The 13,974-nt window shown below is 69.2% G+C and carries 11 protein-coding genes; 2 read left to right on the top strand and 9 right to left on the bottom strand.

Annotated features, from left to right (window positions below; translation table 11 throughout):
• Positions 1–190: 190 nt before the first annotated feature.
• Positions 191–1,219 (top strand): LLM class flavin-dependent oxidoreductase, encoded by a 1,029-nt coding sequence (locus ACT3UF_RS03725; RefSeq protein WP_444608027.1) that lies wholly within the window; start codon positions 191–193, stop codon positions 1,217–1,219.
• Positions 1,220–1,264: 45 nt separating this feature from the next.
• Here the strand turns inward: ACT3UF_RS03725 and ACT3UF_RS03720 are convergent, their stop codons facing one another.
• Entirely contained in the window at positions 1,265–2,152 is an 888-nt protein-coding gene (locus ACT3UF_RS03720) for a M23 family metallopeptidase (RefSeq protein WP_444592204.1), read from the bottom strand.
• Between the two features lie 104 nt (positions 2,153–2,256).
• Here ACT3UF_RS03720 and ACT3UF_RS03715 point away from each other — a divergent pair, with 104 nt between their 5' ends.
• The gene (locus tag ACT3UF_RS03715) at positions 2,257–2,715 is read left to right on the top strand and encodes a GNAT family N-acetyltransferase (RefSeq protein ID WP_442332925.1); all 459 of its coding nucleotides are present in this window, start codon (positions 2,257–2,259) and stop codon (positions 2,713–2,715) included.
• 160 nt (positions 2,716–2,875) lie between these two features.
• Here the strand turns inward: ACT3UF_RS03715 and ACT3UF_RS03710 are convergent, their stop codons facing one another.
• The 8 genes from ACT3UF_RS03710 to ACT3UF_RS03675 form a co-directional block, all read right to left on the bottom strand.
• Positions 2,876–4,924: an acyltransferase family protein gene (locus ACT3UF_RS03710; RefSeq protein WP_444601347.1), complete on the bottom strand. Its 2,049-nt coding sequence runs from the start codon at positions 4,922–4,924 to the stop codon at positions 2,876–2,878.
• Positions 4,925–5,359: 435 nt separating this feature from the next.
• Complete coding sequence (locus ACT3UF_RS03705; RefSeq protein ID WP_262424676.1) at positions 5,360–5,812, bottom strand: hypothetical protein; 453 nt, start codon at positions 5,810–5,812, stop codon at positions 5,360–5,362.
• A gap of 162 nt (positions 5,813–5,974) precedes the next feature.
• Complete coding sequence (locus ACT3UF_RS03700) at positions 5,975–8,011, bottom strand: CocE/NonD family hydrolase (RefSeq protein WP_444608026.1); 2,037 nt, start codon at positions 8,009–8,011, stop codon at positions 5,975–5,977.
• 38 nt (positions 8,012–8,049) lie between these two features.
• Positions 8,050–9,351, bottom strand: coding sequence for an ATP-grasp domain-containing protein (locus ACT3UF_RS03695; protein WP_444608025.1), 1,302 nt, complete (start codon positions 9,349–9,351; stop codon positions 8,050–8,052).
• A 172-nt stretch (positions 9,352–9,523) separates the two neighbouring features.
• Positions 9,524–10,894 carry an S-layer homology domain-containing protein gene (locus tag ACT3UF_RS03690; protein WP_444608024.1) on the bottom strand — a complete coding sequence of 457 codons (1,371 nt, stop codon included), beginning with the start codon at positions 10,892–10,894 and terminating at the stop codon, positions 9,524–9,526.
• Between the two features lie 165 nt (positions 10,895–11,059).
• Positions 11,060–12,181, bottom strand: a complete 1,122-nt coding sequence (locus ACT3UF_RS03685) for a patatin-like phospholipase family protein (protein ID WP_444608023.1) — start codon at positions 12,179–12,181, stop codon at positions 11,060–11,062.
• Positions 12,182–12,212: 31 nt separating this feature from the next.
• Positions 12,213–13,442, bottom strand: a complete 1,230-nt coding sequence (locus ACT3UF_RS03680; RefSeq protein ID WP_441445044.1) for a type II toxin-antitoxin system HipA family toxin — start codon at positions 13,440–13,442, stop codon at positions 12,213–12,215.
• Positions 13,439–13,915, bottom strand: coding sequence for a helix-turn-helix domain-containing protein (locus ACT3UF_RS03675; protein ID WP_441445043.1), 477 nt, complete (start codon positions 13,913–13,915; stop codon positions 13,439–13,441). Before ACT3UF_RS03675 ends, ACT3UF_RS03680 begins: the two co-directional genes overlap by 4 nt.
• Between the last annotated feature and the right edge of the window lie 59 nt (positions 13,916–13,974).

Raw genomic sequence — 13,974 nt, 5'->3', positions numbered from 1 at the left:
CGGACCCCACTCGCGGGCGGCTCCTGGGTTCGTTGACCACCGCCCGGACCTCGGGCCTGTTGACCATCCTCCCGGCTCTCGGGTCCGCCTTCCCCCCGCCCGACTCTCGGGCCTGTATTCCACACGCCCGGCCCACGGGCCTGTATTCCACCCGCGTGCCTTCCGGGCTCGCACCCACGTCAGGAGAGACATGAGATTCGGCTACTGGACCCCGGTGTACGGGGGCTTCCTCCGCAACGTCGAGGACGAAGGCATGCCTGCCACTTGGGAGTATGTGCGGAAGGTGAGCACTCTCGCCGATCGCCTGGGGTTCGAGCTGACGCTCGTCCCCGAGCTCTACCTCAACGACCGCAAGGGGCCCGAGGCGCCGAGCCTCGAGGCCTGGTCGCTCGCGACCGCCATCTCGGCCGTCACCGAGAATCTCGAGATCCTCACCGCGATCCGCCCCGGCTACCACAACCCGCAGGTCACGGCGAAGAGGCTGTCCACCCTGGCGGACATCTCCGGGGACCGCCTCTCCCTCAACGTCGTCGCCGCCTGGTGGGCGGAGGAGGCCTCGCAGTTCGGCGGGGTCTTCCCCTCCCACGACGATCGGTACGTGCACTGCACCGAGTTCGTCGATGCCCTGCGTGGGCTGTGGACCGAGACCCCTTACAGCCAGCACGGACGCTATTTCGACATCGATTCGACCGTGGTCGAGCCGAAGCCGGCCACGCTGCCCGCCATCTATGCCGGAGGGGAATCCGAGGGTGGGCGCGAGGCGATCGCGGCCTTCTCCGACTCCTACGTGACCCACGGCGGGACCGTCGACGAGTTGCGGGAGAAGGTCGCTGACGTCAATGCCCGCCGCGAGCGCCTTCAGGGCGCCGCCTTCGACTCCATCGGCATGAGCGCCTACGTCATCATCCGCGACAGCGAGGCCGAGGCGCGCGCCGAGCTCGAGCGCATCACGACCATCAACCCGGACTCGCCCGGCTACGCGTCCTTCGAAGAGTTCACCAAGCACTCGAACCTCGACGTGGAGGTCTCCGCCCGTGAGTACTCCGTCGGCACCCGGGCGCTGCGCCCCGAGCTGGTCGGCACCCCTGAGCAGGTGGCGGAGAAGATCCGCGCCTACGAGGAGGCGGGCGTGAACCTGCTGCTCATCCAGGCCTCACCGCTGCACGAGGAGCTCGAGCGGATCGCCACCGACCTCTTCCCGCTGGTCGGCAAGAACTGACATCTGCGTCATCGCGGTGGGCTGCGGACACGGGCTGAATCGTGGTCAGCGCTCGCCAGGGTCCGCTCCCGCCGGCGGCACCACGAACAGCTCCTCGTTGGCCGGCACGCCGCGCTGCGGGGCACCCTCGTCGGAGACGTACTCCCACTCGAACCGCAGGCCGTGCGCGGTGGTGATGTCCGTCCCGTCCATCAGCTGGAAGTGCACGTGCGGGTCCGAGGAGTTGCCGGAGTTCCCGCACTCGGCGATCTGCTGCCCCGCCGTCACGCGCTCGCCGCGCACCACCTGGACCGAGCCGCGACGCAGGTGCGCCAGCACGGCGACCACGGTGCCGTCGGGCGTGCCGCCGGTAGCCGGCCCACCGGCCGGCCCGTCGGCCTCGGCGCGCAGGAGCACGTGATTTCCCAGCAGATGCCGGGGCGTGCCCGCGCTGCGCACGACGCTCTCGATGAGCATGACGATCAGCCCGAGCGGGGACAGGCGCGTGAGGTGGTCCCGGCTGGTGCTGCGCGTCGCGACGACCACGCCGTCGAAGGGGGCGAGGACCGGCTGGCCGAACGACGGGAACTCCTGCGGCTGGCGCATCGGCGGCCACAGCCAGTCCATCGCCCGCGGCGAGGCGCCGGGCGGCTCATGCGTGATGTCGATGGCGTACGTCTGCGCGAGGCCGTGCGTGTGAGAGGGGACCTTCGAGGCGGGTGAGTTCAGACCCCGCCACCGCCCGGTCACCGGCACCTCGATCAGCAGCGGTGCCCGCTCCTGCGTCGGGCGCTGGCGGCGTGCACCCAGAAACTGTCCCATCAGCCCCAGCACCACGAGTGCCACGCCGGCCAGGTACAGCGGCCCGATCCCCTCGCCGAACGAGACCGTCACGATGATCAGCACCCCGCCGAGCACGAGCGCGGGGCCGGAGAGTCGGAGCAGTGAGGCCACGGGGACGCCTTGTCTTGAGAGGGGCCGGATCCCTGCACCGTACGTGCTGCGGGCCGCGCAGAAAACCCGTGGCCGGAGGGACGGGGCGCCGATACGGTCGGCACATGGACTCCGACGCCTTCGTCCCCGCCGACTTCGTGCCGCCCACTTCGCTGGCACACGAACGCTTCCGCCTCGAGCCGCTCGGCCCGCAGCACAACGCGGCCGATCTCGCCGCCTGGACCTCGAGCGTCGCGCACATCCGCGCCACCCCCGGCTACCCCGACGGCTCCTGGCCGCCGTCCGAGGGCATGACCCCCGAGCGCAACCGGCAGGACCTAGAACGCCATGCCGCCGACTTCGCGGCACGCCGAGGCTTCACCTTCACCGTGCTGGATCCGGCGGACGGCGACGTGATCGGCTGCGTGTACATCTACCCCACGCACTCGGAGGAGCACGACGCGGAGGTGCAATCCTGGGTACGGGCCTCTCACACCGAGCTGGACGAGCCGCTCGCGAACGCCGTCGCACAGTGGCTCGCCGAGGACTGGCCCTGGGACCGGGTGTACCGCTACGGGCGGTGACGAACGGCCCAGCGGGTGACTGCTTCCGCGCCGTCACTCAGCTCCCCGCCGCGGTACCGAGAAGACTCGGGCGGTCAGAGTCTCGCCGCTGCCTGACGGATCCGTCTGCGGAGCAGGATCGACGCTCCTGAGCCCGGGTGCCCGGGGGCTCTCCTGCCCGTCACGCCACCATCGGCCCGATCTGCTCCCACAGGGGCTGGGCCATCTCGCGGCTGAAGGTCTGCGTGAGGTGGTGCTGATCGCGGAACACCACGGTGTTCCCGATGATCGCGGGGCAGGTGGCGTCGTTGCAGAAGTACCGGGTGAGGTCCACGTACTGCGCGTCCGTGCCGGAGTGGGCCACGGCCTCGGCCTCCGCGGCGACGAGAGGCTCATCGAACGCGTCCTGGCGCGGGGCGGCGCAGCTGTTCGCGGTCTCGAGGTGCTTGGCCAGGCAGTGGTTCGGTGTCTGGACCTGGGTGGGCACGTCCCTCATCACCGCCACCTGCGGGCCGTCGATCCGGGTGATCGTCTCGGCCAGCCCCGCTCGCCACTGCGCGTCGGCGTCGGCGCCCGAACCCGGCATGAGCCGTTCGCGATTGTTGAAGCCGGCGAGGACCACCAGGTCCGGCTGCTCCGCCTCGATCCGGTCCAGCACCCCGTCGCGCCACTGCGCGCACGAGTCGTACGGCCGGTCCAGGAACTGCTGCTCCGTCTCGAGCGGCAGGCAGGAGTTCTTGGTGTTGCTGTCCAGCCGGATCTTCCCCTCGTCCGCGAGCTGTTCGAGGGCCGGATACCAGCTGGCGGCGTGGGAATCGCCCACCAGGAACACCAGCGGCGCCTCGGCCTCCTCCCCGATCCGGCAACCGCTGGGATCGGAATTCTCCTCGTCGCGGTGGCAGCCCGCGTCGTAGACGGAGGGGTTGTCCGCGGCGACCGCGTCGAGGGTGGGGGAGAGGTTCGAAGGGACGAAGTCCGTGCCCACGGGATCGAGGGCCTGCTTCTCAGGGGCCGCCGTGCGCTCGGAGGACACCGCCTGCTGGGGGACGGCGATGGCGATGCCCGCCGAGGTCGCGATCACCGCGAGCGATGCTGCGGCCGCCAGGGCGCCGGTCACCCAGGACGGTCGGCGCCTCAGGGAGGGCCAGCGCAGCACGGGCCGCTCGACGAACCGGTGCAGCAACCAGGCCAGCGGCACCGCCGCCGCTCCGAGCAGCAGCCGGATCCACAGTGGCAGGGGCTCCTCGGAGAAGGCGGCGGCCTGCGGGATCACCTGCAGCGGCCAGTGCACCAGATACAGCGAGTACGAGATCTTGCCCAGGAACTGCATCGGCGCGAGCCCCAGCACGCGCCCGGCATGCCACCGCCCCGGAGCGGCGCCGCCCACGATCAGGAGCACCGTGGCGAGCACCGGCAGCGCCGCGGTCCATCCCGGGAACGGGGTGCCCTCGTCGAAGGTCAGCGCCACCAGTGCCAGCCCCGCGAGCCCCACCCAGGCCAGCATGCCGGTGCGCTCGGCGCGCAGCCAGCGCGCCCCGGACCGCAGCCCGAAAGCGACCAGGGCACCCGCCCCGAGCTCCCAGGCGCGCGTGGGCAGGGAGAAGAAGGTCCACGGCTGGGAGACGTCCATCAGCAGCACGCAGGCGAGGAAGGACGCGGCGGTGAGCACCGCGGCACCGATCATCAGGCGCCGCTCGCTGCGCCGCAGCAGCCAGAAGCCTGCCGCCAGCAGCAGCGGCCAGAACAGGTAGAACTGCTCCTCGATGCCGAGGGACCAGTAGTGCTGGAACACCGAGGGGGTGGTCTCGGCGAGATAGTCCGTGCCCTCCTGCGCGAAGAGGTAGTTCGGCACATACAGCGCGGTCGCGGCCGCGCCCCGCAGGACGTCCTGCATCAGCAGCGGGGACATCCAGATCCAGGCCGCGAGCATCGTCAGGAGCGCGACCAGCAGTGCGGCCGGCAGGATGCGCCGGGCCCGCTTGGCGTAGAAGGCGCCGAAGCTGATCCGGCCCTCCCGCGCGAGCGCCTCCAGCAGGTGGGTGGTGATGAGGAAGCCGGAGATCACGAAGAAGACGTCCACGCCCACGAACCCGCCGGAAAGCACCGAGACACCGGCGTGGTAGAGCAGCACCAGCATCACCGCGATCGCCCGCAGCCCCTGGATGTCAGGGCGGAAGCCAGGCCTGTGCGCAGGGCCTGTTCGCGGGGCAGAGACGGCAGGGGCGGTCACGGAACTCCTCGGGATGGACAGCACCCGCGAGGATAACGAAAAGGTCACGGCTGGGCGGGGTGAGGCTCGGCGTGCCGTGACCTATCCCGCGTGCCGATGTCTCGAGCAGCTGTGTGCGCATCTATTGGGATCACCCGGAGGGGTACACGCTCCAGCAGACAACCCTGCAGCAGGCGACCGGCGGCGTCGGCTCGATCCTCGAGCCTGTCCTCGGATTCAGCGTCAGCTCGAACACGACACAGAACGGCGACGGCACCTACACCACGACGATCCCCGCTGGCCTGCTCGGCCTGCTCGGGCTCGGATCCACGATGCGCTTCGGCATCACGGTCGAGGATCCGAGCGGGCGGCGATTGGACACCGCGATCATCGAAGCGCGATCCATCGATCTCGGGATCGGAACCTGCGAGAACCTGACGGGGCAAGCGCCGCAGCTCAGCGTTTCGGCGCCGTCCCGGCCTCCGCATCCTCGCCCATCTCCGCGATGTACGCGGAGAAGATCTCCTCGCGCAGCGCTTCGACGCGCTTCTTCAGCGTCTTGCGGTCCTTCCGGGTGGTGCCCGGCGCCTTCAGCAGCTGGGCGGCGCGCTGGCAGCTGTCCAGGCGCTTCGCCCAATCCTCGGCCCGTCGCGCCTCGCCGGCATCGTCTGCTGAGTCCGCGAGATAACCCACCTGCTCGCGGAGGATGCCCACCGTGGTGAGCACGCCGTCGGGCTTATCGGTGGTGACCTTCTGCAGCTTCGCGCCCTGCTCCTTGATCGACTCCCACACCTCGGGGTGAGAGGAGAGCCAGCGCGCCCCCGCAGCCAGCAGCGGGAGCAGCCACTTCGCGGTGTGGATGACCGACTTCGTCGTGGACGGGCCCGGGATCAGACTCTTTCCGGCCATGGTGTGCGCTCCTTCTGATCGCTGAGTGCTAGCCCAGGACTGGTTGCGTGCCGTGCTGAAACGATAACTGACATCGAGGTCACGGAGCCGCGCCCGAGTTATCGACGAGGCGAGCTGAGCGGCGCCGCAGCAGTCACGAAGCTGATCCCGGGCTCGCCGCTCTCACACCAGATCCCGCGGGATCCTCCGCTCCCAGTTCTGCGAGTACACCCGCGGGTCACCGCGCTCGGCGTCCAGCTCGAAAGCGTCCAGCTGCGCGTCGATCACGAACTCTTCGCTCGTGGAGGTGAGGATCGTGCGCGTGCTGACCATCGCGCCCCAGTCCTCCCGCTCCACGCGGCGCACCGTGCGGGTCTCGCCCCGCACCGAGTTCACGTCGTTCCAGCGGAAGCTGTACCACTCGGTGGTAGCCCGGCGGATGCGGGTGCCGGTCTCTTCGATCACGAACTCGCCCTGATCGTTGGCGACCTCGAGCACGGACTCGTTGGTCGCCAGGTCGCGGGTGACCCGCCAGTGGTGCTCACCGGGGGAGAGGTCGGTGACCTCGAGCGGCTCCGCGCCCTCGGGCTCACCGAACTCGTGCAGATGCGCGTCCGCGTCACGGGCCGGTCGCACCGGCAGGCGCAGGCTGCTGGACCCGGTGCTCAGCGTGACCGTCGCCGCCTCCGGTGCCGGCCAGATCAGCGGCCAGTACGAGGTGGAGATCGACAGCCGCAGCCGGTGCCCGGCCGGGAAGGACTGGGCGATGCCGTTCAGCGGCACCTCCACCCGGTATGTCTTCCCCGGCTCGAGCGGCTGCGGCTCCGCGCTGCCGTCGCGGTGGGTCAGGTTCAGCACCCCGTAGGTCACGCGGGTCGCCTCCCCGGCCGTGTTCACGTCCGAGAGCCGCACCGCCAACTGCGCGACCGGCTGATCCGCGCTGACCTCGAGCACGCACGTGGGCCGGCCGAAGATCTCCAGCTCCTCGGTCAGGTCCGGGGTCTCGAAGAACAGCGCCCCGCCATCCTCCTCCCGCTGGTCGAAGGGCAGATCCGGCACCGCGGCGTAGGACGCCCACTTCCCGGCGAACATCCCCACGCTCAGCGGGGACTGCACGGAGACCTCCCGGCCCGGTTCGTCGGCCGTGCCCTCTTCGAGGTGGTGGCCGCGCAGCACGTACTCGCGCTCGGTGATCCGCGGGGAGGGCCACTGGTCCTCCGCGATCCAGCGCCCCGGACGGTCCTCATAGGACGCCGCGGGGGAGACGCTGTCCTGCATCCACGCCCGCACCATCGGCTCATCCATCACCCCGGTGTCGGTGCCCTTGAGCCAGTGGTCCCACCAGCTCACCACCTCCTGCAGGAACCCGATCGCCGGGCCCGGTACTCCGATATGCGGGTACTTGTGGCCCCACGGACCGATCAGACCCTTGCGCGGCACATCCAGGTTCTCCATCAGGCGGAAGATCGCGTTGGTGTACCCGTCGGCCCAGCCGCCCACGGCCATCACCGGGCACTGCACCTGGCTGTAGTCCTCGCAGACGGACGCCGGCTTCCAGTAGTCGTCCCGCCGCTGATGCGTCAGCCAGGTCTCCAGCCACAGCCCGCTGCCGGCGAGGCGCTCATGCCACATCTCGCGCCAGCGCTCGCCGACGATCTGCGGATCCGGCGGCAGCGAGTTGAAGGCGAACATCACCGTCGCCTCGGAGAGGTTGTCCGCCAGCAGCGCGCCGCCCATGTAGTGCATGTTGTCGACGTAGAGATCGTCCGTCGCCGACGCGCTGATGATCGCCTTCAGCGCCGGGGGCCGACGGGCCGCGAGCTGGAGGCTGTTGAACCCGCCCCAGGAGATGCCCATCATCCCCACGTTGCCGTCGCACCAGGGCTGCTCGGCGAGCCAGGCGATGACGTCCTCCGCGTCCTCGTGCTCCTGGGGCCGGTACTCGTCGACCATCACCCCGTCGCTGTCGCCGCTGCCGCGCAGATCCACCCGCGCGCACACGTAGCCGTGACCGGCGATGTAGGGATGGTTCAGATCGTCCCGGGCGCGGCTGGAGTCCCGCTTGCGATACGGGATGTACTCCAGCACGGCGGGCACCGGCCGCTGCTCCGCATCGACGGGCAGCCAGAGCCGGGCCGCGAGACGGGCGCCGTCCCGCATCGGGATGAACACGTTCTCGATCTCGCGGATCTCGTAGGGGAACTCGGTGACGGTCCTCATGCGTGGTCGCCTCCTGGTCGTCCTTGAGGGTGCGGTGGTCAGTCGTCCGTCGGGGCCGGGGCGAACTCGAAGGGGAGCTCGGCGGTGATCGCGGCGTAGTTCTCCAGCATCTGCTCGGTGCTGTTCGCGCCGAGGTACAGCTTGCCCAGCACGAACCGGTAGCTGTCCTGCCCCGGAAGCTCCGAGAGTCGGTCGCCCTCACCCACCGTCAGGGTGAGCACGGTCCCGGGGAAGCGGCGCTCGATCTCCGCCTTGTCCTCGGCGGTGGGGATGCGGGTGACGATCGCGTCCTCATCGTGGAAGATCATCGCCTGCGAGGCGACAGCGAAGTCACCCTCGCGGTGCGGCATCCGCGGCGGCTCGCCGAGCGCGATGTCGATCGCGACCTCATGGTTCGAGCTGCCATCCACCTTCGCGAACAGGTCGCTGTGGGACTGCGAGATGCGGGTGTTGATCTCGATCAGCCACAGCTGATCGTTCGCCTCGTCCCACATGAATTCAGAGTTGAAGCAGCCGTTGTCGTACCCCACCTGGCGCAGGTAGCGCTCGGTGAGGTCGATCATCCGCTGCTGCACGCGCTCGGGCACGGTGCTGGCGGGGTAGTCGAGCCGGGAGAAGCTGGTGCCAGCCTCGTCCTTGTGCATGTCGAACACGCCATGGACACGGTACTCGCCGCGGAACATCGTGCCCTCCGGGGCGGCCTGGATGCCCTCCACGAACTGCTCGGCCAGGCACGAGTTGCCGCCGGCGCCGGCGAGCTCGGAGGGCAGCTCCACCTGCTGGAGCACCTCGTTGAACGCATCGCCGATCTCGCCGATGTGCTCGCGGATCTCCACCAGCGCCTCGTCGAAGTCCGCCTCGTCCTCCACCTTGAAGCCGAGGGCGGAGGAGTGCGCCTTGACCGGCTTGACCCAGAACGGGAACTCCAGATCGATGCTCGCCAGCGCGTCCTCCGCGAACGGGTCGAAGACGGCGAAACCGGGCACGCACTCGGTCACCGACCTCTTCTGCTCGAGCCGGCTCCATCCCTTGTGCTCGCTCTTCAGCAGGCTGGTCAGCGTGGGAGCGGGCAGGTCATGCTCGGCGGCGAGCATCGTGCTCATCACGCTGACCGGGAAGTCCCAGTGCGCGATGATCGCGTCGATGCTGCCGTCGAAGGCGTCGAGCTCCGCCCGGGCGTCGCGCATCAGCTGTTCAAAGTCCAGCTCTGTGGTGTTCACCAGGGTGTCGTAGTCGAGCACGCCGTGGAAGGCGTACTCCTCGGCCTGCCTCACCGTCTCGAGCTCACGGTGCTGCACGTCCGTCAGGCCCAGGACGAAGATGTCCTTCTTCGTGCTCATACGTGCTCCTCCGTGTGCTGTGTCGGTCGCCTCGCGGCGGGCCGGATCCATCGAGCGTTGCACGAGAGGTACGGCCGGGCGCAAGCTCCGGGCCGATCGGTCGGGTCGACGAACGACGTGCGGGCCCGTCCGACGAATCGGACGGGCCCGCACGGTCAGGCAGTGCTGCGACTCAGAGCGTCGCGTCGTAGCGCTGCAGGAAAGCCGCCATGGCATCCCGCTTCACAGGATCGAGCGGACGGTAGGTGCCGTTGCTCCATCCGGTGGAGATGCCGGTGGACTTCATCCAGCACATCTCCTTGGAGAACTGCATGCCGCGGGCCACATCGGTGAAGCACTTCCCGCTCGGCTGGGTGTACGCGGGCTCGCCTGCGAACCGGTAGAGGAACGCCGCCATCGCGTCACGGGCGATGGGCTGTACCGGCCGGAACTGGTGCGTTCCGTCGGGCATCTTCCACCCTTCGGTGATGCCTTCTTGAGAGGCCCAGATGATTGCCTCATAATGCGGCTGGCCGGGCTTCACATCCGTGAACGGCGACTTTGCCGGGAGCGTCACCGCCGGAGAGCCGGCCTGACGGTAGAGGAACGCCGCCATCGCGTCACGGCTCACGCTCGTCAGCGGGCGGTACTCGGCCCCCCGCGGCGTCGGCCACCCGGTGGAGATCCCTTCCCGAGCCATCCACGTCATCGCAGCGAAATGCTCCATCCCGGGGGTGACGTCCACGAAGGGCGAGATCTCGGGATACGTGACCCGCCAGGTCTTCTTCAGCGGCGTGTAGAACGTCCGCTCGGCGACGACCTTGAAGGAGACGGTCACGGTCCCGGTGACCGTATAGGTCCCGCCCTGCGAGATCACACCGCCGTTCAGCGTGTACTGGACGCGGGGATCCGTCGGGATCTGCACCGTGTGCCCGGCGAGGTCGAACACCGGCTCGCGGAGCCGGTACCCGTACAGGGGAACGAACGTCGCCGAGACCCCTGAGACGCCCACATGCGCATACCCGGCCTGGTCATACACGGAGACGCCCAGCCGGTCCACGCCGTCTGCCAGCGCGTGCGTCCCGGCGGAGACCGGGGTCCACGGGTCCAGCGCGGTGTTCAGCCCGGTGGTGTCAGGGATCGTGAACGTCCGTCGCTCCACGTCGACCGTGGGAGAGAGGGATGCGACGACGACGGGGTCGTTGAACGTGTTCGCGGGCTCGAAGCGGATGTTCCACGAGTGGATGCCCGTCAGCGAGTGGCCCGGCGCCGGATACGCGCGGATGATCTCCAAGGTCGATGCCCGGTGCACGCCGGGAGCGAGCGGATTCGCGGCCTGGTCGGCGTATTGGAGCCCGGGCAGGTCGGGGATGGTGAAGGTCGAGGCCTCGATGTCGAAGGCCGGTTCGGGAGCGGTGACCGGGACGAAGTCCTCGGCCTGGCTGCTCTCCTGGGAGGAGGGGCTGCCTGATCCGGGGCCATCTGCAGTCGCGGCAGCGGCGCCGCTGAGGAGGAACGGAACGCTGAGCGCGAACGCTGCGATCCGGCGGAGGGTGGTGGACACGTATCACCTCGATGTGCGGGCGTGGGCAAGGGGATCGGGCGAGCTGGAGGCGCTCATCATAGGGCGCGGACACCCTCTGAGAACACGTTTCGGCGTACCTCTCCGAGCGTGCTCGATCCCGCATCGAGCAGAGGGGATGAGAGCCCGCGGCGCAGTGACGGCCGCTCAGGCGATCGGAGTACGGAACCGCGCCTTGTACGCCTCGAAATCCCACGCCACCTGCTCGTGGTCCCCGTCCAGAAATGCCGTCGCGGCCTTGCGCCCCTTCCGGTAGAGCATCTCGCGCTCCTCGTCGGAGAGGTCGAAATGGGTGGGGCGCACCGCGGCGGTGTCGATGAAGATCGTGCGGGCCACGGAATGCGAGGCGTCGATGTGCATCCGGTCGTAGAAGCCGGTGACGGTGTCCACCACGGCCTTGCCGAAGCTGAGCGGTCCGCGGATCTGGTTCTGCACCCCGAAATCGGCCTCGGGCTTGGCGGAGAGCTTGATGCCGAAGGTGGGCCAGCGCGGAACCTCACCCTCAGGGCGGTCGAACACCGAGACCGGGAAGTTCGAGAGCAGCCCGCCGTCCACCAGCACCGCCGGCTTCCCGAAGGCGTTCTTCCACCGCACCGGGCGGAAGAACAGCGGGATCGACGTCGAGGCGCGCACAGCGTCCACCACCCGCAGCGTGTCCGGAGTGGAGCCGACGTCCACCGCCTCCAGCGGCAGGTACCGCAGCCGCCCGGCCGAGAGGTCCGAGACGGTCACCACGAGGCGGTAGGCATGCGCGCCCACCAGCTCCATTCCGGCCTCGGGATCCTGGTAGCGCAGATCCGCGAAGGTGCCGGTACGGCCCGGATCCCCGTACATGGTCAGCTGCTCGGTGAGCCATTCACGCAGGTAGGCGCCGCGATGGATCCCGTTGTGCAGCAGGATGCCCAGCCCCTTGCCGGGCAGGGGGCGGGTCCACCACGGGCCGTCCTCGAAACGGCGGTAGTCCGTCTCCCGCAGCACCTTCACCATCGTGGTCGCCGGGATCCCGGCGGTCGCGAGTGCTCCGGCGATCGACCCGGCCGATGATCCCGCCACCCGGTTCACCCGGTACCCGCGCTCCTCGAGCACCTCGATCGCGCCGGCCAGGGCGATGCCCTTGACCCCGCCGCCCTCGAGCACCAGGTCCACCCGCCGGGTGCCGTCGGCCGCACCGGAACCGGTGGTGGCGGCGCGGGCCGCTCTCGAGTCGTTGTTGCGTGCGTCGGCGCTGCCTGCGCCGGGGGCGGACGAATCGGGATGCGGGGAGGTCATGCGGCGAGGGTAGGGGAGAGGGCCGGCGCGCTCAGCGGAGCAGAGTGGTCCGGAGCCTCTCGCAGTGCTCCGTGAGCGCAGCGCGGATCGCCTCCAGGTGCGCATGGTCGATCTCCTCCCCGGCGACCTCCCGCATCGCCTTGGCGAAAGCTGCCGGCATGCCCTCGAGGAAGAGTTCGGCGGCGGCGAGGACGTACTCCTGGCTCACCCCGATCTGTCCGGCGAACTTCAGCAGATGTCGACGCGTGACGTCATGGATCGATGGCGCTCCGCCGATGGACATCGCCATCGCAGGCCACGGAGCGTCTTGCCCGAATCCAGTCGCGACGTCGTACAGCGGTGCGAGCGCTGTGTCGCCGGCCGACAGGAAGACGGAGTAGTTCTTAGCGTGCCCATCCGGGGCGCCCAGCGCCCAGTTCGCGAGCACCGCCCGAACAAAGGTCTCGACATCCTCCTCGGGTGCACCGCCCCGACGAAGAGTGGTGACAACGTCGAGGGCCGTGACCGAGTACTTGTCGGCCGGGAGTGTCGAGGTGGCCTGGCACAGGTCCTCCTGGTGAACGCGCACCAAGCGCCCATCGACCCGGCGCCGATCGAAGCGTTTGATGACGATCGCCGGTTCGCCATCGAAGACCCGGAACTCGGACCCGGCCACAGGCAGACCGAGGAGAGAGAGGGCCCGCAGGCAGAGGTGCTCGACGAGCGCTTGTGAGCGGAGAGCCGTGATTCCGGGTTTGAGGATGTGCGTCGTCGGCTCGGCGCCATGCGCTTCATGCCACCGCTCGTTCTCGAGCCGGAGTGCGAGCTTCGACTGCGCGCCACCTAGTGACCAGTGCTCTCCCTCGGCGACCCAGGTCGCGCCGGTATTTGTGCGGAGGTCACGAAGTCGTGCCCCGATTCGCTCGTCGTCGACCGGGATGAGAGAGCCCGGCTCAGGGTCCTCCAGCTGTGCTTCGTCGAGGAACTGCACGGCACCGGGGCAGTCCTGACCGATCGCCGATAGCAGCGCGAACGGGCTGCGCGGTGAGACGCCGAATCTGCGTGCCGTGGCACGGCGGACGGCGTCCCCCTCCGGGAGCAGGCCCTCAATATAGGCAAGGGCTCTGCGCGGAGCGATCGGTGCGATGCTCGGCGCGAAGGCCAGCGACAGCCTCGGCATTCCTGCGCTTGGAGGCGCGGTCAGCCGCAGTGCTCCACCGTGGTCCTGGTCCAGGTGTCCGATGATCACTCCGTTGCTCACCATGAATAGCCGCTTGATCACGAGTCCTCGTCCTCATCGGCGGTGCGTCCGGCTGCGGAGGAGTCAGATGTCGGCGTCGCAGCCCGGGAGATCTGGGCGAGGTGAGCCGCGAGCTCGGGATCCACACCGGCGTTGAGCAGCCGGGCGGCGCGCTGCCCGTGCTCCACGACGACGGGGATTGCCGACGCCTCCCGCATCGCCTCGATCGCCTCGCGGGTGGCGCGCTCCGTGATCGACGTGGTGTGTTCCGGTGCGTCAGGGGTGACGGTGCGGGATGCTGCGCCGACGGTGAGTGGGAGGTCCAGGGCGGTGAGCACTGCGAGGACCTTCTCCAGCTCGGCTCGCGGCCGATTGCCCTGCTCGACGCCGATCAGCCACTCCCGGGAGACTCCGGCAACCTGTGCAAGTTCGGCCTGTGTGAGCGCCCGCGCCTTACGCCCGTCACGGAGTGCGGCACCGAGATCTTGCGGGGTCCTGATGCGCCGACTGTTCATGAGTGTGATGGTACGTCCACTTCTTTTGGATGTCTACGATCTGCCACAATTTCGAATGT

Origin of the sequence: Brachybacterium sp. AOP24-D1-21, from assembly GCF_052378665.1 — a bacterium.
Taxonomy (GTDB): Bacteria; Actinomycetota; Actinomycetes; order Actinomycetales; family Dermabacteraceae; genus Brachybacterium.
Note: the sequence above shows the minus strand (reverse complement) of the source record. Positions and strands in the feature narration are given on the sequence as shown.

Coding starts and splice junctions, on each gene's coding strand:
- ACT3UF_RS03725 (WP_444608027.1), top strand. CDS start 191: ATGAGATTCGGCTACTGGACCCCGGTGTACGGGGGCTTCCTCCGCAAC.
- ACT3UF_RS03715 (WP_442332925.1), top strand. CDS start 2,257: ATGGACTCCGACGCCTTCGTCCCCGCCGACTTCGTGCCGCCCACTTCG.
- ACT3UF_RS03705 (WP_262424676.1), bottom strand. CDS start 5,812: ATGGCCGGAAAGAGTCTGATCCCGGGCCCGTCCACGACGAAGTCGGTC.
- ACT3UF_RS03700 (WP_444608026.1), bottom strand. CDS start 8,011: ATGAGGACCGTCACCGAGTTCCCCTACGAGATCCGCGAGATCGAGAAC.
- ACT3UF_RS03695 (WP_444608025.1), bottom strand. CDS start 9,351: ATGAGCACGAAGAAGGACATCTTCGTCCTGGGCCTGACGGACGTGCAG.
- ACT3UF_RS03685 (WP_444608023.1), bottom strand. CDS start 12,181: ATGACCTCCCCGCATCCCGATTCGTCCGCCCCCGGCGCAGGCAGCGCC.
- ACT3UF_RS03675 (WP_441445043.1), bottom strand. CDS start 13,915: ATGAACAGTCGGCGCATCAGGACCCCGCAAGATCTCGGTGCCGCACTC.